Source organism: Novosphingobium sp. 17-62-19, from assembly GCF_002256775.1.
GTDB lineage: Bacteria > Pseudomonadota > Alphaproteobacteria > Sphingomonadales > Sphingomonadaceae > Novosphingobium.
In genome coordinates this window covers 1-17717 of the sequence record NZ_NCII01000063.1, presented here as the reverse complement: position 1 = coordinate 17717, position 17717 = coordinate 1, and the positions used below count along the sequence as shown (strand labels likewise).

Genomic DNA, 17717 nt, shown 5'->3' with positions numbered 1-17717 from the left:
GGTTTGGTAATGGTAGGTTACACGCGAAAAGATTGCGAGAGGATGCCACGATGCGTGCGACGCCCGATTTCGACTTCGGCCTGACCGAAAGTGCGATGATGATCCGAGAGGCGGCGGGCCGCTTTGCCGATGAGCAGATCGCGCCACTATCCGCAGAGATCGACCGCAACGACCGATTTCCGCGCGAGCTGTGGGAGCCGATGGGGGCGCTGGGCCTGCATGGCATTACGGTGGAGGAAGAGTTCGGCGGGTTGGGTCTGGGCTATCTGGACCACGTGATCGCAGTGGAGGAAGTGAGTCGGGCGTCTGGATCGGTGGGCCTTAGCTATGGCGCGCACTCCAACCTTTGCGTCAACCAGATCCGCCGCTGGGGCAATGAGGAGCAGAAGGCCAGGTATCTGCCCAAGCTTATTTCGGGCGAGCACGTGGGTTCGCTCGCGATGTCGGAAGCGGGTGCGGGATCGGATGTGGTTTCGATGAAACTGCGGGCCGAGCCGGTGGCGGGCGGGTTCCGGCTGAATGGCACCAAGTTCTGGATCACCAACGGGACTTATGCCGATACGCTGGTGGTCTATGCCAAGACATCGCCCGAAGCTGGGAGCCGGGGCATCACCGCGTTCCTGATCGAGAAGGATATGGCGGGCTTCTCCATCGGGCAGAAGATCGACAAGATGGGCTTGCGCGGCTCTCCCACGTGCGAACTGGTGTTCGACGATTGTTTCGTGCCCGAAGAGCAGGTGATGGGGCCGCTGCACGGCGGCGTGGGCGTGCTGATGAGCGGTCTGGACTATGAGCGCGTGGTGCTGGCGGGGATGCAGATCGGCATCATGCAGGCGTGTCTGGACACCGTCATCCCCTATGTGCGCGAACGCAAGCAGTTTGGGCAGCCGATTGGCACGTTCCAGCTGATGCAGGCCAAGATTGCGGACATGTACGTGGGGATGCAATCGGCGCGGGCCTATGTCTATGCGGTGGCCAAGGCGTGCGATGCGGGGCAGACTACACGGTTTGATGCCGCGGGCGCGATCCTGCTGGCGAGCGAGAATGCGTTTCGCGTTTCCGGTGAGGCTGTGCAGGCCTTGGGCGGTGCGGGATATACCAAGGACTGGCCGGTGGAACGCTATCTGCGCGATGCCAAGCTGCTGGACATTGGTGCTGGCACGAACGAGATCAGGCGGATGCTGATCGGGCGCGAATTGATCGGAGCAAGGTAATGAGCGGGCCGGTTCTTTCGAGCGCTATCGACCTGTCATCGGAACAGGCGCAGGCGCGCAGGGCGCTTAATCTGGGGCTGGCCAGGAAGCTGCGCGAACGGGTGGCGAAAACGGCTCTGGGCGGAGATGAGCGTAGCCGGGAGCGGCATGTTTCGCGCGGAAAGCTGTTGCCGCGTGACAGGGTAGAGCGGTTGCTTGATCCGGGATCGCCGTTTCTGGAGATCGGGCAACTGGCGGCCAACGGCATGTATGGCGACGAGGTGCCGGGCGCGGGGATCATTACCGGTGTGGGCCGTGTTTCGGGCCGCCAGTGCATGATCTTTGCCAATGATGCGACGGTCAAGGGCGGCACCTACTTCCCGATGACGGTGAAGAAACACCTGCGCGCGCAGGAAATCGCTCAGGAAAACCGGTTGCCGTGCGTCTATCTGGTGGACAGCGGCGGGGCGAACCTGCCCAATCAGGCGGAGGTTTTCCCGGACCGCGATCACTTTGGACGGTTCTTCTACAATCAGGCGAACATGAGCGCGCTGGGCATTCCGCAGATTGCCAGCGTGATGGGATCGTGCACCGCCGGTGGCGCTTATGTTCCGGCGATGTCTGATGAATCGGTGATAGTGCGCGAACAGGGCACGATTTTTCTGGCAGGTCCCCCGCTGGTGAAGGCGGCGACGGGTGAGGAGATTACCGCCGAGGCGCTGGGCGGGGGCGATCTTCATGCGCGCAAGAGCGGCGTGGTGGATCATCTGGCCGATAACGACGAACATGCGCTGACGATTGTGCGGGACATCATCAGTCACCTTGGCTCCCCCGCGCAGGCGGGGGTCTCGGGCAGTAGTGCACTATGGCCTGAGGCCCCCGCCTTCGCGGGGGCGCAGGGTGCTGCAACCGTGCGGGAGCCGCTTTATCCAGCGGAGGATCTGTATTCGATCGTGCCGGAGGACGTGCGCGCGCCTTATGATGTGCATGAGGTGATTGCGCGGATCGTTGATGGCAGCGAGTTTCATGAGTTCAAGGCGCTTTACGGCTCCACACTGGTGTGCGGGTTTGCGCACATCTGGGGCAAGCCGGTGGCGATCCTGGCCAACAACGGCGTGATCTTTTCCGAAAGCGCGCAGAAGGGGGCGCATTTCATCGAACTGGCGTGCCAGCGCCGGATTCCGCTGCTGTTTTTGCAGAACGTGTCGGGCTTTATGGTGGGCGGCAAGTATGAGGCTGAAGGCATTGCAAAGCATGGCGCAAAGCTGGTGACGGCTGTTGCCACGGCGCAAGTGCCGAAGCTGACCGTGCTGATCGGCGGGAGCTTTGGCGCGGGCAACTATGGCATGTGCGGGAGGGCCTATCAGCCGCGGTTCCTGTTCACCTGGCCCAATGCGCGGATCAGCGTGATGGGCGGGGAGCAGGCGGCTTCAGTCTTGGCGACGGTGCATCGCGATGCTGACAAGTGGACGCCTGAGGAGGCCGAGGCGTTCAAGGCTCCGGTGCGGCAGAAGTATGAGGATGAGGGCAATCCCTACTACGCCACGGCGCGGTTGTGGGATGATGGGGTGATCGATCCGGTGCAGACGCGCGATGTGCTGGGGTTGGCGCTGGAGGTGTGTTTGCAGGAACCGGTTGCGGAGGCACCCCGGTTCGGGGTGTTTCGGATGTGAGGGGCATCTTCACCCCTCCACCACCGCTTTGCGGCGGTCCCCATCCCCGTTCCGGGGAGGTTTTTTGAGGTTATGCCTATGATCAAATCCCTCCTCATCGCCAATCGTGGCGAGATTGCCTGCCGGGTTATCCGCACCGCGCGCGCAATGGGTATCCGCACGGTGGCGGTTTATTCCGATGCTGACAGCAACGCTCTGCATGTGCGCTCTGCGGATGAGGCGGTGCATATTGGCCCCTCGCCTGCGCGGGAAAGCTATCTGGTTGGGGAGCGCATAATTGCCGCCGCGCTCTCAACCGGCGCTGAGGCGATCCATCCGGGGTATGGGTTTCTTTCTGAGAACGCCGAATTCGCGCAGGCCGTAATCGATGCTGGGCTGGTGTGGGTTGGGCCGAAGCCTGCCTCGATCACCGCGATGGGGCTGAAGGATGCGGCCAAGGCGCGGATGATTGCGGCGGGTGTGCCGGTGACGCCGGGGTATCTGGGCGAGGATCAATCGCCGGAGCGCTTGCAGGCGGAGGCCGATGCGATTGGCTATCCAGTGCTGATCAAGGCTGTGGCCGGCGGCGGCGGCAAGGGGATGCGGCGGGTGGAATGCTCTGCCGATTTTGCGGAAAGCCTGGCGTCATGCCGTCGGGAGGCGGCGTCATCGTTCGGCGATGATCGGGTGCTGATCGAGAAATACATCCTCTCGCCCCGGCACATCGAGGTGCAGGTGTTTGGCGACAGCCACGGCAATGTCGTCCATCTGTTCGAACGGGATTGCTCGCTACAGCGGCGGCACCAGAAGGTGGTCGAGGAGGCCCCTGCCCCCGGCATGGACGCGGCCACGCGCGAGGCGGTGTGCGGCGCAGCGGTGCGCGCGGCCAAGGCGGTGGACTATGAGGGCGCGGGCACCATCGAGTTCATCGCCGATGGATCGGAAGGCCTGCGGGCGGACCGCATCTGGTTCATGGAAATGAACACGCGGTTGCAGGTAGAGCATCCGGTGACGGAGGAGATCACCGGGGTCGATCTGGTGGAGTGGCAGTTGCGCGTGGCTTCGGGTGAGGCTTTGCCCAAGCGGCAGCAAGACTTGAGCATCAACGGCTGGGCGATGGAAGCGCGGCTCTATGCGGAGGACCCGGCGAAGGGGTTTTTGCCGAGTGTGGGCGCTATTTCGACTTTCAAAGTGCTAGCACCGGCACGGATTGATGCGTCGGTTGAAGAGGGTGACAGCATTTCACCATTCTACGATCCTATGATGGCCAAGATCATTGTTCACGGAACAAACCGCTACGAAGCCATCAAAAAGCTACGGAAAGCGAGCAGAAATATTCAAGTTTCCGACGTTAAGACGAACGCTGCGTTCCTATTTCGATTGGTCGGGCATCCCTCTTTCACATCGGAAGAGATCGATACCGGGTTTATTGCCGACAACGCTTCCGATCTGCAAACTCCGGTTGAACTCCACGAAGCGTTGCTCGACGATGCGGCCACGGTGCTGCTTGGAATGTCGATCAACAGGGGCAAATGGTCCGGGCCGTCGATCGATCACAGCTACTACAACCGCTTCGAAGCCGCACCGTGGCGACAGAATTTTGGGTTTCGGTTAAATGGTGACTGGAGCCACGAAATCACCTTCCAGGTCGATGGGAAAACCGTTCGACGCGAGTTGCCTGAAGACTATTTCAGCAGGCATGTCGAAGGTAGCGCGAGACCAGACGGTGCCATTGTCTTTCGCGACGGCGAGGCTTTGGTTGCAAGGTTGCGCACAGATGGCGGCGGCGCTGGTGCGGCTTCAGACGGCGCAATCCTCTCGCCCATGCCCGGCAAGGTTATTTCCGTCGATGTTGCGGCGGGTCAGACCGTTACCAAGGGGCAGAAGTTGCTGGTGCTTGAGGCGATGAAGATGGAACATGCCTTGACCGCTCCGTTCGATGGTGTGGTGGCCGAGTTGAATGCGGTTGCAGGCGCGCAGGTGCAGGTTGAGGCGCTGTTGGTGAAGATTGAAAAGGTGGGCGACTGATTGTGCCCCTCCCCGTCGGGGAGGGGTTGGGGGTGGGGGAGCGCGCAGCGCGTTAACGCTCGTGTGTGACACCCCTCCCCGGCCCTCCCCTTGAGGGGAGGGAGAAAAAGCGCGGAGGATTTTATGGCAGGGCGTTTCTTTGATCAGTGGCAGGTGGGCGATGTGATCGCGCATGAAATCCGGCGCACGGTGACCGAGACGGATAACCTGTTGTTTTCCACCATGACGCACAATCCGCAGCCGCTGCATATCGATGCCGAGGCGGCGAAGGCGAGCGAGTTCGGGCAGATTCTGGTCAACGGGACTTTTACATTCGCGCTGATGGTGGGGCTTTCGGTGGGGGACACTACGCTGGGCACGCTGGTGGCGAACCTTGGCTATGACAAGCTGGTGATGCCCGCGCCCGTGTTCATCGGCGATACGATGCGCGCGACGAGCGAAGTGGTGGAACTGCGCGCCAGCAAATCGCGGCCCGATGCGGGGATCGTGACGTTCAGGCACGAGTTGATCAACCAGCGCGATGAGGTGGTGTGTCGGTGTTTGCGGTCGGCATTGCTCAAGATTGCGCCAGCCTCTGCCTGAAGGCTTCGCGCAGCCAGCTTTGCGCTGGGCCGCCGGGGCAATCGCGACGCCATAGGGCGTGGAAGCGATAGGCCATGCCGGGCCATTCGGGGATCGCCAGACGTTTGAGGCGGCCTGACGCGAGATCAGCCTCTATCAGGTGCAGCGGCATACTTCCCCAGCCGATGCCTTCGCGCAGCAGCGCATGGCGTGCGCCGAGATCGCCCAAGCGCCAGGTGCTGGCAGCGAAGACCGAGAAATCGCGGCCCTCGGTGAGTTTCGAACGGTCTGTCAGCACCAGTTGCCTGTGTTTTCGTGCCTCGCCCGGCGGGATTGCGTCCATCTGCGCCAAGGCGTGATCAGGCGACGCCACCGGGACCAGATCGACTTCACCTATCGCCTCACGCTCAAGATCGGGAGTGGCGACCAATTCAGGGCCGCCGATGCCGATTTGCGCGTGACCATCGACCACCAGACCCGCGATGGCGCCCAGCGCCTCGACATGAAGACGCAGCAACACGGTGGGGAAAAGGTCCTGAAATTCGCGCAAGGTGGCGGCGAGCAGCGGCGTGGGAAACATCACATCGATGGCCAAGCCAAGCTCCGCCTCAAGTCCTTGGTTGAAGTTGCGCACGCCCGCGAGCAGCGTATCGACTTCATCCGCCACGGCCCGCGCCTGCGCCAGCATGGCCTTGCCGGCCGGAGTGAGGACAGGTTTCCTCGATCCCTCGCGGTCGAACAGGGTGACGCCCAACTGGCTTTCCAGCGTGACGATGCCATAGCTGACAACCGAGATGGCGCGGCCCAGTTTGCGCGCGGCGGCATTGAAGCTGCCTTCATCGACTACGGCGAGGAACAGGCGCAGTTGATCCAGCGTTGGTTGGCCTATATCCATCGTGACGATGTCTCCAATTCACCAGTCCCGCTCATGCTGAGCTTGTCGAAGCATGTTGGCGTGAGGTTAGTGTTTGCACCCTTCGACAGGCTCAGGGTGAGCGGGTTTAGGGTTGGTGAGCGGGATTAGGGTGGAAGATATAGCCATTCCTGTAGCATTCAAGTATTTCGAACATCCTGAGTGAATTTATCGGGATATTCCGAAAGGCCTGCAAGCCCTATCTCCATTCCATCAGGACGGCTCAGCAGCCCTCCGACAGGAGACATCGCCATGACCCAGACTTTGACCAAGGCGCACATCGAACTGCGCCCCTTTGCCTCGATCGGCGCGGCCAACCATGGCTGGCTGGATGCGCATCATCACTTCTCGTTCGGCGGATACCATGATCCGGCACGCGTCCACTGGGGTGCGCTGCGGGTGTGGAACGATGACCGGATTGCGCCGAAAAGCGGCTTTCCGACCCATCCGCACAGCGACATGGAAATCGTGACTTATGTGACCAAGGGGAGGACGAGGAGACCCGCCTGTTCCAGATCTGGATCATCCCCGATCGCCGTGGCCATGCGCCAAGCTGGGGTGCGCGCCCCTTCCCCAAGGACAGCCGGGAAGGCGCATTCGTGCCGCTGGCTTCGGGCATTGCCGGGGACGCTGACGTGCTGACCATCAATGCCAATGCCCGCGTTCTGGGCGCTACGGTGAAGGCGGGAGAGACAGTGCGTTATGCGCTGACCGAAGACCGCCATGCCTATCTGGTGCCTGCCACCGGCAGGGTGCGTATCGGCGATGTGGAGGCCAATGCCCGCGATGGCGTGGCTATCACGGGCGTGACCGAAATCGTCGTTACTGCGCTGGAAGACGCCGAGCTTGTGCTTGTCGACGCAGCCTGACATTCAACCGTTTCTTCAAGGAGTATCCCAATGACCCGTACTGCTTCTCCCAAGGTTCTGCCGCTGATCGTTGACCGTTGGAGCCCGCGCGCTTTCGATGGTTCGGCGGTGCCGCAGGAAGACCTTGATGTAATTTTCGAGGCGGCTGGCCTTGCTGCCAGCGCCTATAACTACCAGCCGTGGCGCTTTGCCTATGCGCATAAGGGTGATGCGAACTTCGATGCGTTCCTTTCGGCGCTGGTGCCGTTCAACCAGAGCTGGGCCAAGGACGCGAGCGTTCTGGTGTTCGCCGTGTCTGACGAATTCATGCGCAGCGACAAGGGCAACAATCCGAACCACAGCCACAGCTTCGATACCGGCGCGGCTTGGGCGAGCGCAGCGTTGCAGGCGGTGCATATGGGCTACCACACGCACGGTATGACCGGCGTTGACTTTGACAAGGCGGGTGAAGTGTTGAACCTGCCCGAAGGCTTCCGCGTGGAAATGGCCTTCGTGATCGGAAAGCAGGGCGACGTGAAGAACCTGCCCGAGATGCTGCAGGAGCGCGAAGTTGTGAGCGACCGCAAGCCGGTGAGCGAAATCGCCTTTGCTGGTCCGTTTACCGCATAATGCACGAGTGGCGCCGCCCGCGCAATTTCGCTAGGGCGGCGCCATGCTTCGTATCAATGAATTGAAACTGCCGCTCGATCATGCGAGCGAAGACCTGCCGGCGGCGATCTGTGCGCGCTTGGGCATCGAGGCCGCAGACCTCGAACGATTCCAGATTTTCCGGCGCGGGAACGATGCGCGAAAGAAGCACGCGATCCTGCTGACTTATGTAGTCGATTGCGTGGTTCGCAACGAGGCCGAAATTCTGGCCCGTTTCGAAGCGGACCAGAACGTCAAGCCTACACCCGATACCTCCTACAAGTTCCCGGCTATGGCTCCGGCAGGGTGGGATGGTGAACGACCCGTCGTGATTGGCGCGGGGCCATGCGGACTGCTAGCCGCGCTTATCCTTGCGCAGATGGGATTGAAGCCGATTATCATCGAACGCGGCAAAGCCGTGCGCGAGCGGACAAAGGACACCTGGGGCCTGTGGCGACGGTCGGTTCTGGAGCCGGAATCGAATGTCCAGTTCGGCGAAGGCGGTGCGGGCACGTTCTCGGACGGCAAGCTTTACAGCCGCATCAAAGACCCGCGCCATCTGGGCCGCAAGGTGCTGGTGGAGTTTGTGAAAGCGGGCGCGCCGGACGATATCCTGACCGAAGCGCATCCGCATATCGGCACGTTCCGGCTGGTAACGATGGTCATGTCGATGCGCGAGACCATCGAGAAACTGGGCGGCGAATACCGCTTTCAGACGCGGGTTGAGGATTTCGAGGTTGAAACCGGCGCGGACGGCGCGCGTCAACTGGTTGGGCTGCACCTTTCGGACGGATCATTCCTCCCCGCACGCCATGTGATCATGGCAGTTGGCCATTCGGCCCGCGATACGTTTCAGGTGCTGTTCGACCGCGGCGTCCATGTGGAGGCCAAACCCTTTGCCATCGGTGTACGGATCGAACATCCGCAAGGGTGGATCGACAAGGCGCGCTATGGTGCGAATGCGGGCAACAAGATCCTTGGCCCAGCCGCCTATTCAATTTCGCACACGGCCAAGAACGGGCGCACCGTCTATTCGTTCTGCATGTGCCCCGGTGGGCGCGTAGTGGCGGCGACGAGCGAGGAAGGGCGCGTCGTAACCAACGGGATGAGCCAGTATTCCCGTGCGGAGTTCAACGCTAATTCCGGGCTAGTCGTCGATATTGACCCGACGCGCGATTACCCCGGTGGGCCGATGGCGGGTATGGCATTCCAGCGACACTGGGAAAGCCTTGCCTATGAAGCCGGCGGGGGCAATTATATGGCTCCGGGCCAGAAGCTGGGCGATTTTCTGGCTGACCGCCCTTCCACGGAGTTTGGCGACGTGATCCCCAGCTATAAGCCGGGCGTCCATCTGACCGAGCTGAAGAAGTGTCTTCCAGACTATGTGATAGAGGCCATCCGCGAGGCTCTGCCGGTGTTCGGGCGCATGGTGCCGGGCTATGACCACCCCGATATGGTGATGACAGGCGTTGAGACGCGATCGTCTTCGCCGGTGCGATTCACGCGCGGGAAGGATTGCCAGAGCCTAAATACACGCGGGCTCTATCCGGCAGGCGAAGGCGCAGGCTATGCGGGCGGCATACTCTCGGCGGCGGTTGACGGGATCAAGGTGGCCGAAGCGCTGGCAGCAGACGTGCTGAAGTGAGCGCTTCCAGCTTTGACGCAATCGTGATCGGCGCGGGTGCGGCAGGCCTGATGGCCGCGCTGACTGCTGGCCAGCGTGGACGGCGGGTGCTGCTGGTCGATCATGCGGACGAGCCGGGGAAGAAAATCCTGATTTCCGGCGGCGGGCGTTGCAACTTTACCAATATCCATACGGCGGCGGACCGGTACATCTCGGAGAACGTGCACTTCGCGCGATCAGCGCTGGCGCGCTATACACCTGCGGACTTCCTAGAGATGGTGAACCGCCACGGCATTTCGTGGCATGAGAAGACGTTGGGCCAGTTGTTCTGCGATGGTTCGGCGCGGCAGATAGTGGACATGCTGATGGCTGAATGCCGCGACGGCGGCGTGCAATTTGCCTTTGGGCAAGCCGTTTCGGCATTGGATCATGCAGACGGCATATTTCGCGTGACGCTGGATGGGCGCGAGCACCAGACAGCATCGTTGGTGTTGGCCACCGGCGGGCTTTCAATCCCGAAGATGGGCGCAACCGGGTTTGCGATGGAGATGGCGCGGCGCTTTGGCCTTCCTGTGGTGCAGACCCGCCCTGCCCTGGTACCCTTCACGCTTGGCGAGGATGAGGCGCTGTTCCGCTCGCTTTCCGGCGTGTCGACAGAAGTTGTGGCACGGTGGGGCAAGGCCGCATTTCGCGAGGCGGCGCTGTTCACACACAAGGGCTTGTCTGGCCCGGCGATGCTGCAGATTTCTTCGTACTGGGAGCATCGCACGCCGATTGAAGTCGACTTTCTGCCGGATGAGGCCGAGGACTGGTTGATCGAGGAGAAGCGCGATCGGCCGAAGGTGGGTTTGCGCTCTGCCCTTTCGCGCCGGTTACCGGAGCGGCTGGCCGAGACTTTGGCCGGGCGTATCGGCGTTGAAGGCGAACTCGGCACCTGCCGCAATGCCGACCTGCGCGCGACACAGGAGCAACTGGCCCGGTGGCCGTTTCACCCCAATGGAACCGAAGGCTATGCCAAGGCCGAAGTGATGGCCGGGGGCATTTCCACCAAGGCACTATCACAAAAGACGATGGTAGCCAGTAAGGCACCTGGTCTATACGCAATAGGTGAAGCAGTGGACGTTACCGGGTGGCTGGGCGGCTACAACTTTCAATGGGCCTGGGCGAGTGGCCGCGCGGCAGGCGAAGCGGTCTAATCGCTGATTAGATCGAGGTAAGCGACTACGTCATTGTCCGTGGCGATGAACAGGCCGTCCTGCACTTCTTCTGGCTGCGTTGCGGCCAGTTCAAGCGCGCGCGACAAGGGGCCATAGAACAAAGTATCAGCCGATCCGCCTTCAGGACCGTCAGAAAGGTGGTAGAGCCGAACGCTCACGTCATCGTGGGTGGTGCGCATGAAAAGCTCTTGGCAGCTACGCATACAGGTGTCACGCTTGCTTTTCGAGCAATACTAGGCTTTTGCCTTGTGCGCTTCTCGATCTGCCTTTTTTTTCGAGCTTTCATAGAAACTTAATCGGGTGGTTTGTTGCTTATTGACAGTATGCCCGACAAAGTAGTTTTACATATAACTCCTGCCTCCACAGCGTAACAACGTTGTGAGCATTCGAGCGCGAGTGACCAGGCAGGTCCGGGGGAACATACGTTTTGATGTGTGAAAGCAAACGAGGCAGAGCTATATCTGCGTCATGGACAGATGCGTGCCACACCGCAAACGCGGGCGGGCAGTCGTGCGCGCAGGAAAGAGCAGCTCTGCTGTGACCGCGCTACGTATCAAGTTATGGGTTGCGCTGTTGTTCGTACTGGCACTTGTGGCCACGCCCGCCTTTGTTGCCTCCAAGGCGATCCAGACGGTCAGTGCACATTTCGCGTTGAGCGATGCCTCTGCCCAATCGTTAAGCGCTTTGCAGCGGCTGACCGTGCTTGGCTACACGTTGCAGCAGGAACGCTTTACCCACCCGGAGGAATTCGCGGCGGAGCGTGAGAGCTACGTTGACGGAGTTCGCGCGCATGTGACCAATGCTGACCGGTATCTCAATAACGAGATCCGCCTGCTGAGCGAAACCCCGCTGCCACCAGAACGCCGGGCTGCGGCAATAAAGGACGAAATGCATCAGCGCGAGCATTTGCAGCGTATCGGCACCCACCTTGAAAGGGCGTTGCTGAGCACAGAAGTGGACACGCAATGGGAGGATCTGGCGCTTGCCGCGATCAACGTGGAAGAGCGTGAGGTCAAGACGACCCAGCGGGTTTCTACCGAGGCTCTTGCCAGCGTGATCTGGACGCTGGCCGGTGCGGTGGCCATCGTTGGCCTGCTCGGCCTGCTTGGCGTACTGTGGGCACAGCGCCAGATCATCCGTCCGCTGGGCCATCTGTGGCGAAGCACTCAGGCTATTGCCGATGGCGAGTATGCACAGCGCGTGCCGCCGATCGGAACCAGCGAATTTCGTGCCATTGCGGGCAGTTTCAATACCATGGCAGAAAAGATCGAGGCGGCGGCCAATTCGATGCGTCAGGCCAATGATGAACTGGAACGTGCTGTGGCCCGCAGGACAAGAGAACTGGCGGCAACCAACCGGTCGCTTGAACGGTCGAACCGCCTGCGCCAGCAGTTCCTCGCCGATGCCAGCCATGAAATGCGTACGCCGCTTTCGATCATGCGCACAGAGGCAGAAATCACGCTTCGCGATACCGACGCCCGCCCCGAAGAATTGCGTGGTTCACTGGACAGGGTTGTGCGTCATTCAAAGTTGATGGCCGAGATCATCGAGGACATGCTGCAGATTGCCCGAGCGGAAGAGCCTCTGCTCCAGACAAGCATCGCCCCACTGGATGCCGTATCTGCGGTGCATAGCTGTGTGGATGACTTCCGCCGCGTCATTGAAGCGGATGGAGGAAGCATCGGCGTAAGCAGTTCTGCAGCCAGCCTCATGGTAGACGGTGACGAAGGCCGACTGAAGCAGGTTATCCGCATAGTCGTCGACAATGCTGTTTGCTATTCCTCAGAAGCGCCCGAAGTCGACGTGGCCGTGGCCGCCGAGGACGGAGAGGCGGTGATCACTGTAACGGATCGAGGCAACGGAATAGCACCTGAGGACATACCCCATCTTTTCCAGCGCTTCCGGCGCGGCAGCCGTAAAGCCGGGGCGTCTCCGCTTGGCAACGGACAGGGCCTGGGCCTGTCGATTGCCCGATCTATCATGGAGGCGATGGGCGGGACGATCAGTCTTGCAAGCCAATTGCAAAAAGGAACTACCGTTTCGATCCGCCTTCCGCTTATGTCGGATGCAGAACTGATCGATGGAACAAGGTCATGAAACTGTTGATCATCGAAGACGAAGTAGAACTGGCTGCTGTGCTGCATCGCGGCCTCTCCAATGAGGGCAGCACGGTAACGCTGGCAACAGACGGCAACACTGGCATTGAACTGGCGTGCAGCGTTGTGTTCGATTTCATCCTGCTGGACGTGAACCTGCCTGATCGTAACGGTTTTGAGGTGTGCAAAACTCTGCGCGACGCCGGCGTGATCACACCAATCATCATGGTCACCGCGCGCGATGACGTGGCCGACCGTATCCGGGGGCTGAAAAGCGGCGCGGATGACTACCTCTCCAAGCCGTTCGCCTTCGATGAATTGTTGGCGCGAATGGACGCGGTTCAGCGCCGTGTCGAACGCCCACTGTCCACCCCAGTTCAGCCCGACGGCAGTATCACCGTGGCGGACCTGCATTTCGATCCCAGAACAATGACCCTTACGCGCAGCGGCAACCCGGTGCAACTGACAGTCAAGGAAATGGGCGTGCTTCGGCTGTTGATGGAATCGCCGGGGTCGGTCATCTCTCGCAGTGAAATCCTGCGTTCGGTATGGGGGATCGAGGATGATCCGCTGACGAACATTGTCGAGGTCTATCTCAGCCGCCTGCGCCGCAAACTCAACGCGCTGGGTCCTCCGATTGTCGAAAACGTGCGCGGCTTTGGCTATCGCCTGATCACATGACATCATTGCCGTAGAAACGCTGTCTCACGCCCTGATACGAACGCACAACTATGCACTCTTGCCGAAATGGTCTGAGTGAAGGATCACTGCGGTCAAAGGAGAATGACGATGACAGCCGCAGCCCGTTTCGCCTGGGAAGACCCGTTTGACCTCGAAACTCAGTTGACCGAGGACGAGCGGATGGTCCGCGATGCGGCACGTGGCTTTGCGCAAGACGTGTTGCAGCCGCGGGTAATTCAGGCATACCGCGAGGAAATTGACGCACCTGAACTTTTTCCAGCAATGGGCGAAGCGGGCATGCTGGGCATGACATTGCCCGAACAGTATGGTGGCTCTGCCACCAGCTATGTTGCCTACGGCCTTGTTGCACGCGAGATTGAGCGCGTGGATTCAGGCTATCGCTCAATGGCTTCGGTGCAATCCAGCCTCGTGATGCATCCAATCTATGCGTTTGGGTCGGAAGAACAGAAGCGCAAATACCTGCCCGGCCTTGCTGCAGGCAAGCTCATCGGCTGCTTCGGCCTGACCGAGCCTGATGCCGGTTCTGACCCAAGTGGGATGCGCACCGTCGCCCGCGCTGACGGCGATGGCTACGTGCTCAGCGGCTCCAAAACGTGGATCAGCAATGCGCCGTTCGCCGACGTGTTCGTGGTCTGGGCAAAGTCGGAAAGCCATGGCGGCAAGATACGCGGATTCGTGCTGGAAAAGGGTATGAAGGGGCTCCACGCCCCCAAGATCGAGGGCAAGCTTTCGTTGCGTGCGTCAACCACTGGAATGATCCTGATGGATGATGTGAAGGTCGGTGCCGATGCACTGCTGCCGGAAGCTGAAGGGCTGAAAGGGCCGTTCGAATGCCTCAACCGCGCGCGGTATGGCATCTCATGGGGCGCATTGGGCGCTGCCGAGTTCTGCCTTCACACGGCGCGGCAATACGGGCTGGATCGCAAGCAGTTCGGTCGCCCCCTCGCCGCCACGCAGCTCTATCAAAAGAAGCTGGTCGAGATGATGTGCGACGTTGCGTTCGGTCTACAGGCATCCTTGCGCGTCGGCAGGCTGATGGATGAAGGCCGCTATGCGCCGGAAATGGTCTCGATGGTAAAGCGCAACAACGTGGGCAAGGCGCTTGATGCGGCGCGGATGGCGCGTGACATGCACGGCGGAAACGGCATTTCTGAGGAATATCAGGTCATGCGCCACATGACGAACCTAGAAACCGTGAACACCTACGAAGGCGCGCATGATGTTCATGCCCTCATCCTTGGCCGCGGCATTACCGGCATTGCAGCGTTCTGACGGGTGCCGCGCCAGAACGCTTGATACACTGAGAATTAACGGGTTTGGACAACCCAATCAGCTCTACCAATGACGGGCGCAATCACTCTTGTGAGTGATTGCGCACAAGGCTGCAATACGGCGCACAAGCCGCTTTCCAAAATCAGCGCCAAGTCTTTGAAATATGGTAGCGGAGGAGGGATCTATAGGAATCCTCAACAAGCTGATTTTATGATATTTTTTCATGACGATACCCCCAAATACCCCCAATCATACCCCCAGTCCGGGACGTTTTCGACGGACTGATTTCTGTTTCAGACGAGTTGATGCGGGAATCGAATTCTGCAGTTTTCAAAGGGTGCATCGCGAGTCCGGTAGCACGATTCTAAGGCCGAATCCTCGGCAGCAAAAGGCTCTCAATCGCAACCAGGACGCGTCAACACACCGCCTGACAGCGGCGTCGTGTGCCTCGCTCTCGCGCGTGCTCGCAGCGTTGAAGCAGCTTGAGGTGCTGCTGCACTTCGGTCCCGTTGACTTCTACGACTCCCCAAACATCCAAACTGTAACTGGAAGGAACGGGTTATGTCTGATCTCACAACCAAAGCCCCCGAATTTGCGCCGCGCTTTTTGCGCACACCCGACGCGGCAATCTATGTTGGCCTTTCGCCCCGGACGCTGGAGAAGCTTCGGACTTATGGAACTGGACCATCTTTCCGTAAGCTCGGTGGCCGCGTAGTATATACTTTGGAAGATCTGGATCGTTGGGCCGATCAGGGCTTGCGCCGTTCTACGTGCGATCCGGATACTGGCACTGTGCATCCCGCCAAGAGGATAACGCCGGGCCGAGAGGCCGGCCGATCAGCCAAGTGGGCCTTGTGTTGCTGGCGTCCGAAGAATGCGCTCATTTTTCGGACGCCGCATCTTTCGCCCACATCCCCAAGACAATAAACAAATGACATATCATTCTCAATTGACATTTTTTACATGATATGGCATACATCTCTCATGTCACGCGCCTCCAGAGCTGCCAGCGGCCTACCACCCCAGAGCCAGCGCGCGATTGCGCAACTGGGCAAGGACATTTCCATTGCCCGCCGCCGCCGCAAGCTGCCGCAACGGCTGATGGCCGAGCGCATGCTCGTCTCGGTGCAGACGCTCCAGCGCCTTGAGGCGGGCGATGCGACCGTGGGTCTGGCCGTGCTGGCCAGTGCCCTTCACGTCTTTGGCATGACCCAGCGCCTGGCCGAGCTTGTCGCTCCCAATACCGACCGGGCGGGTATCAGCGAAGACCTCGCCAGGCTGCCCAAGACCACGCACGCTGTCAGCAGCGACGATTTGGATTTCTGACGGCCATGACAGCGGTCCGCACCTACGTTTTCGTTCATCTCGAAGGCGGCCCTGTTCCGGCAGGGCTGCTGACGATGATCGACGAGCCGCGCAACCAGTTCGCGACCTTTGCCTATGGTCGCCGCTACCTTGCCCGCCCGGATCGCGTCCCCGTCGATCCGGTGGCGCTGCCGCTTCACGATCCGGGCACCGAACGCACATTCCGAACCGAAGAAGGCTTTGCCGTCTTTGGGGGGATTCGTGACGCGGCTCCCGATGGTTGGGGCCAGTACCTGATGTACAAGGCAATGGGCGACCGCCTGCCAAGCGACATCGACCTGATCCTTGCCTCCGGCGATTACCGGGTCGGCGCATTGGCGTTCGGCCCCACGCCCGAACGCCCGGAACGCATAACGCCGTGGGGAGATGGTAACGCGCCGGGTGAGCATTTTACCCTCGAAGAGTTGGCCGAAGCAGCCGAGCGCGCACAGCATGTCGATCAGCTCGACGAAAACCTGCGACGGTTGCTGACCGCCGGTTCGTCACTCGGCGGCGCACGTCCGAAGGCAGCGACCGAACTTGAAGGCCAGCCATGGATCGCCAAGTTTCAGGCACGCAACGACAGTTTCCCCGAATGCCGGGTCGAGCTGGCCACCATGCGCCTTGCCGCAACCTGCGGGCTCGACGTTCCGGCGCTCAACTTCAGGCGCGTGCTGGAACGGGACATCTACCTGATCGAGCGGTTTGATCGCGTGTCGCACGGCAACTGGTTGGAGCGGCGGCCTTTCGCCTCCGGCCTAACCATGCTCGGGGCCCACGAAAGCGAAGTGAGCCGCTACAGCTATGCGGACCTCGCCGCCGTGCTTCGCCAGCATGGCACCGAGGTGCGCCGCGACCTCCGCGAACTGTTCCAGCGTATGGTGTTCAACATTCTCGTCACCAACGACGACGACCACTTGCGCAATCACGGCTTCCTGTTCGACGGCAAGGGCTGGCGACTGTCACCGCTCTACGATGTCGTGCCCAAGCCACAGGTTGGCCTGGAAAGGCGTCTGGTGCTGGGCGTCGGCCCGCAAGGCAGGGATGCTACGATTGCCAATGCTCTCGCTGGCGCTGCTGGTTTCGACCTCTCCCCTGATCAGGCGACGGCTCTGATCGAGGACATGCGGGCGCTAGTGGCCGCTAAGTGGGAAGAGTATTTTGCACAAGCTGGGGTAAGCGCTGCTGATCGGGGTCGCTTTGCGACCTGTTTTCGCTTGGCGAGCACGATCGACTAATACTGGCGCTATAACTCGTTTTCGGACGCCTGCCTGCGCTCAGCAATCAATTCGCCACATAGGCTCGTTTCTGAGGACAAGTACGCACCTAAGTGAGCCTGAATTCGCCCGAGAACCTCCCTGACCGGTCGGACGTGCAACTCACCATCGACAATCCTGAACAAGACGGAATCACCCTCATTCAGGCCCAGCGCCCGCCGGAAAGCGGCAGGGATCAGCAATCGCCCCCTGCTCCCCAGTTTGCGCATCTGCTCATCCATTCTGCATCTCTCAGTTAAACAAGCGTAAGCGCCGACGGAAGGCGGCCTTGTTGCCGGCACCGGAATAGGAAAGCTCGCGGCCTTTGAGGAGGCGTGAGCATGGACATCGAGCAGTCAAACG

Annotated in this window: 15 protein-coding genes and 2 pseudogenes; 14 read left to right on the top strand and 3 right to left on the bottom strand. The window is 60.6% G+C overall.

Going from position 1 to position 17717, the window contains the following annotated elements; genetic code table 11:
• Nucleotides 1-50 precede the first annotated feature (50 nt).
• The 4 genes from B7X90_RS12210 to B7X90_RS12195 all read left to right on the top strand — a co-directional run bounded on the left by B7X90_RS12210 (nucleotide 51) and on the right by B7X90_RS12195 (nucleotide 5455).
• Complete coding sequence (locus B7X90_RS12210; protein WP_292624818.1) at nucleotides 51-1214, top strand: isovaleryl-CoA dehydrogenase; 1164 nt, start codon at nucleotides 51-53, stop codon at nucleotides 1212-1214.
• A complete protein-coding gene (locus B7X90_RS12205; RefSeq protein WP_292624816.1) occupies nucleotides 1214-2866 on the top strand; it encodes a carboxyl transferase domain-containing protein in 1653 nt (550 codons plus the stop codon). The genes B7X90_RS12210 and B7X90_RS12205 overlap by 1 nt, the downstream gene beginning before the upstream one ends.
• A gap of 78 nt (nucleotides 2867-2944) precedes the next feature.
• Nucleotides 2945-4873: an acetyl/propionyl/methylcrotonyl-CoA carboxylase subunit alpha gene (locus B7X90_RS12200; protein ID WP_292624814.1), complete on the top strand. Its 1929-nt coding sequence runs from the start codon at nucleotides 2945-2947 to the stop codon at nucleotides 4871-4873.
• A 123-nt stretch (nucleotides 4874-4996) separates the two neighbouring features.
• Complete coding sequence (locus B7X90_RS12195) at nucleotides 4997-5455, top strand: MaoC family dehydratase (RefSeq protein WP_292624811.1); 459 nt, start codon at nucleotides 4997-4999, stop codon at nucleotides 5453-5455.
• On the opposite strand, the gene B7X90_RS12190 is transcribed toward B7X90_RS12195, so the two are convergent.
• Nucleotides 5430-6329: a LysR family transcriptional regulator gene (locus tag B7X90_RS12190; protein WP_292624810.1), complete on the bottom strand. Its 900-nt coding sequence runs from the start codon at nucleotides 6327-6329 to the stop codon at nucleotides 5430-5432. The two genes, B7X90_RS12195 and B7X90_RS12190, sit on opposite strands and share 26 nt — an antisense overlap.
• A 270-nt stretch (nucleotides 6330-6599) precedes the next feature.
• Here B7X90_RS12190 and B7X90_RS12185 point away from each other — a divergent pair.
• The 4 genes and pseudogenes from B7X90_RS12185 (at nucleotide 6600) to B7X90_RS12170 (ending at nucleotide 10663) form a co-directional block, all read left to right on the top strand.
• Nucleotides 6600-7216: pseudogene (locus tag B7X90_RS12185) on the top strand (pirin family protein).
• 30 nt (nucleotides 7217-7246) lie between these two features.
• On the top strand, nucleotides 7247-7825 hold the full coding sequence (locus B7X90_RS12180) for a nitroreductase family protein (RefSeq protein WP_292624808.1): 579 nt from the start codon (nucleotides 7247-7249) through the stop codon (nucleotides 7823-7825).
• A gap of 43 nt (nucleotides 7826-7868) precedes the next feature.
• The gene (locus tag B7X90_RS12175) at nucleotides 7869-9488 is read left to right on the top strand and encodes an NAD(P)/FAD-dependent oxidoreductase (RefSeq protein WP_292624807.1); all 1620 of its coding nucleotides are present in this window, start codon (nucleotides 7869-7871) and stop codon (nucleotides 9486-9488) included.
• Entirely contained in the window at nucleotides 9485-10663 is a 1179-nt protein-coding gene (locus tag B7X90_RS12170; protein ID WP_292624805.1) for an NAD(P)/FAD-dependent oxidoreductase, read from the top strand. The genes B7X90_RS12175 and B7X90_RS12170 overlap by 4 nt, the downstream gene beginning before the upstream one ends.
• Here B7X90_RS12170 and B7X90_RS12165 read toward each other — a convergent pair.
• Nucleotides 10660-10863 (bottom strand): hypothetical protein, encoded by a 204-nt coding sequence (locus B7X90_RS12165; RefSeq protein WP_292624804.1) that lies wholly within the window; start codon nucleotides 10861-10863, stop codon nucleotides 10660-10662. The two genes, B7X90_RS12170 and B7X90_RS12165, sit on opposite strands and share 4 nt — an antisense overlap.
• Before the next feature lie 358 nt (nucleotides 10864-11221).
• Between B7X90_RS12165 and B7X90_RS12160 the strand changes: the two genes are divergently transcribed.
• From B7X90_RS12160 to B7X90_RS12135, 6 genes and pseudogenes are all read left to right on the top strand, one after another.
• The gene (locus B7X90_RS12160) at nucleotides 11222-12781 is read left to right on the top strand and encodes a HAMP domain-containing sensor histidine kinase (RefSeq protein ID WP_292624803.1); all 1560 of its coding nucleotides are present in this window, start codon (nucleotides 11222-11224) and stop codon (nucleotides 12779-12781) included.
• The gene (locus B7X90_RS12155) at nucleotides 12778-13461 is read left to right on the top strand and encodes a response regulator transcription factor (RefSeq protein WP_292624801.1); all 684 of its coding nucleotides are present in this window, start codon (nucleotides 12778-12780) and stop codon (nucleotides 13459-13461) included. Before B7X90_RS12160 ends, B7X90_RS12155 begins: the two co-directional genes overlap by 4 nt.
• Nucleotides 13462-13569: 108 nt before the next feature.
• The gene (locus B7X90_RS12150; protein WP_292624799.1) at nucleotides 13570-14754 is read left to right on the top strand and encodes an acyl-CoA dehydrogenase; all 1185 of its coding nucleotides are present in this window, start codon (nucleotides 13570-13572) and stop codon (nucleotides 14752-14754) included.
• 561 nt (nucleotides 14755-15315) lie between these two features.
• Nucleotides 15316-15564 (top strand): annotated as a pseudogene (locus tag B7X90_RS12145) (helix-turn-helix domain-containing protein); the annotation flags it as partial.
• 174 nt (nucleotides 15565-15738) lie between these two features.
• Complete coding sequence (locus tag B7X90_RS12140) at nucleotides 15739-16080, top strand: helix-turn-helix transcriptional regulator (protein WP_292624798.1); 342 nt, start codon at nucleotides 15739-15741, stop codon at nucleotides 16078-16080.
• Nucleotides 16081-16085: 5 nt separating this feature from the next.
• A complete protein-coding gene (locus B7X90_RS12135) occupies nucleotides 16086-17336 on the top strand; it encodes a type II toxin-antitoxin system HipA family toxin (protein WP_292624796.1) in 1251 nt (416 codons plus the stop codon).
• Nucleotides 17337-17344: 8 nt separating this feature from the next.
• Here the strand turns inward: B7X90_RS12135 and B7X90_RS18385 are convergent, their stop codons facing one another.
• Complete coding sequence (locus B7X90_RS18385) at nucleotides 17345-17584, bottom strand: AbrB/MazE/SpoVT family DNA-binding domain-containing protein (protein ID WP_366409689.1); 240 nt, start codon at nucleotides 17582-17584, stop codon at nucleotides 17345-17347.
• Nucleotides 17585-17717 lie beyond the last annotated feature (133 nt).

Coding starts and splice junctions, on each gene's coding strand:
- B7X90_RS12155 (WP_292624801.1), top strand. CDS start 12,778: ATGAAACTGTTGATCATCGAAGACGAAGTAGAACTGGCTGCTGTGCTG.
- B7X90_RS12210 (WP_292624818.1), top strand. CDS start 51: ATGCGTGCGACGCCCGATTTCGACTTCGGCCTGACCGAAAGTGCGATG.
- B7X90_RS12150 (WP_292624799.1), top strand. CDS start 13,570: ATGACAGCCGCAGCCCGTTTCGCCTGGGAAGACCCGTTTGACCTCGAA.
- B7X90_RS12190 (WP_292624810.1), bottom strand. CDS start 6,329: ATGGATATAGGCCAACCAACGCTGGATCAACTGCGCCTGTTCCTCGCC.
- B7X90_RS12140 (WP_292624798.1), top strand. CDS start 15,739: ATGTCACGCGCCTCCAGAGCTGCCAGCGGCCTACCACCCCAGAGCCAG.
- B7X90_RS12195 (WP_292624811.1), top strand. CDS start 4,997: ATGGCAGGGCGTTTCTTTGATCAGTGGCAGGTGGGCGATGTGATCGCG.
- B7X90_RS12180 (WP_292624808.1), top strand. CDS start 7,247: ATGACCCGTACTGCTTCTCCCAAGGTTCTGCCGCTGATCGTTGACCGT.
- B7X90_RS12200 (WP_292624814.1), top strand. CDS start 2,945: ATGATCAAATCCCTCCTCATCGCCAATCGTGGCGAGATTGCCTGCCGG.
- B7X90_RS12205 (WP_292624816.1), top strand. CDS start 1,214: ATGAGCGGGCCGGTTCTTTCGAGCGCTATCGACCTGTCATCGGAACAG.
- B7X90_RS12175 (WP_292624807.1), top strand. CDS start 7,869: ATGCTTCGTATCAATGAATTGAAACTGCCGCTCGATCATGCGAGCGAA.
- B7X90_RS12165 (WP_292624804.1), bottom strand. CDS start 10,863: ATGCGCACCACCCACGATGACGTGAGCGTTCGGCTCTACCACCTTTCT.
- B7X90_RS12135 (WP_292624796.1), top strand. CDS start 16,086: ATGACAGCGGTCCGCACCTACGTTTTCGTTCATCTCGAAGGCGGCCCT.
- B7X90_RS18385 (WP_366409689.1), bottom strand. CDS start 17,584: ATGCGCAAACTGGGGAGCAGGGGGCGATTGCTGATCCCTGCCGCTTTC.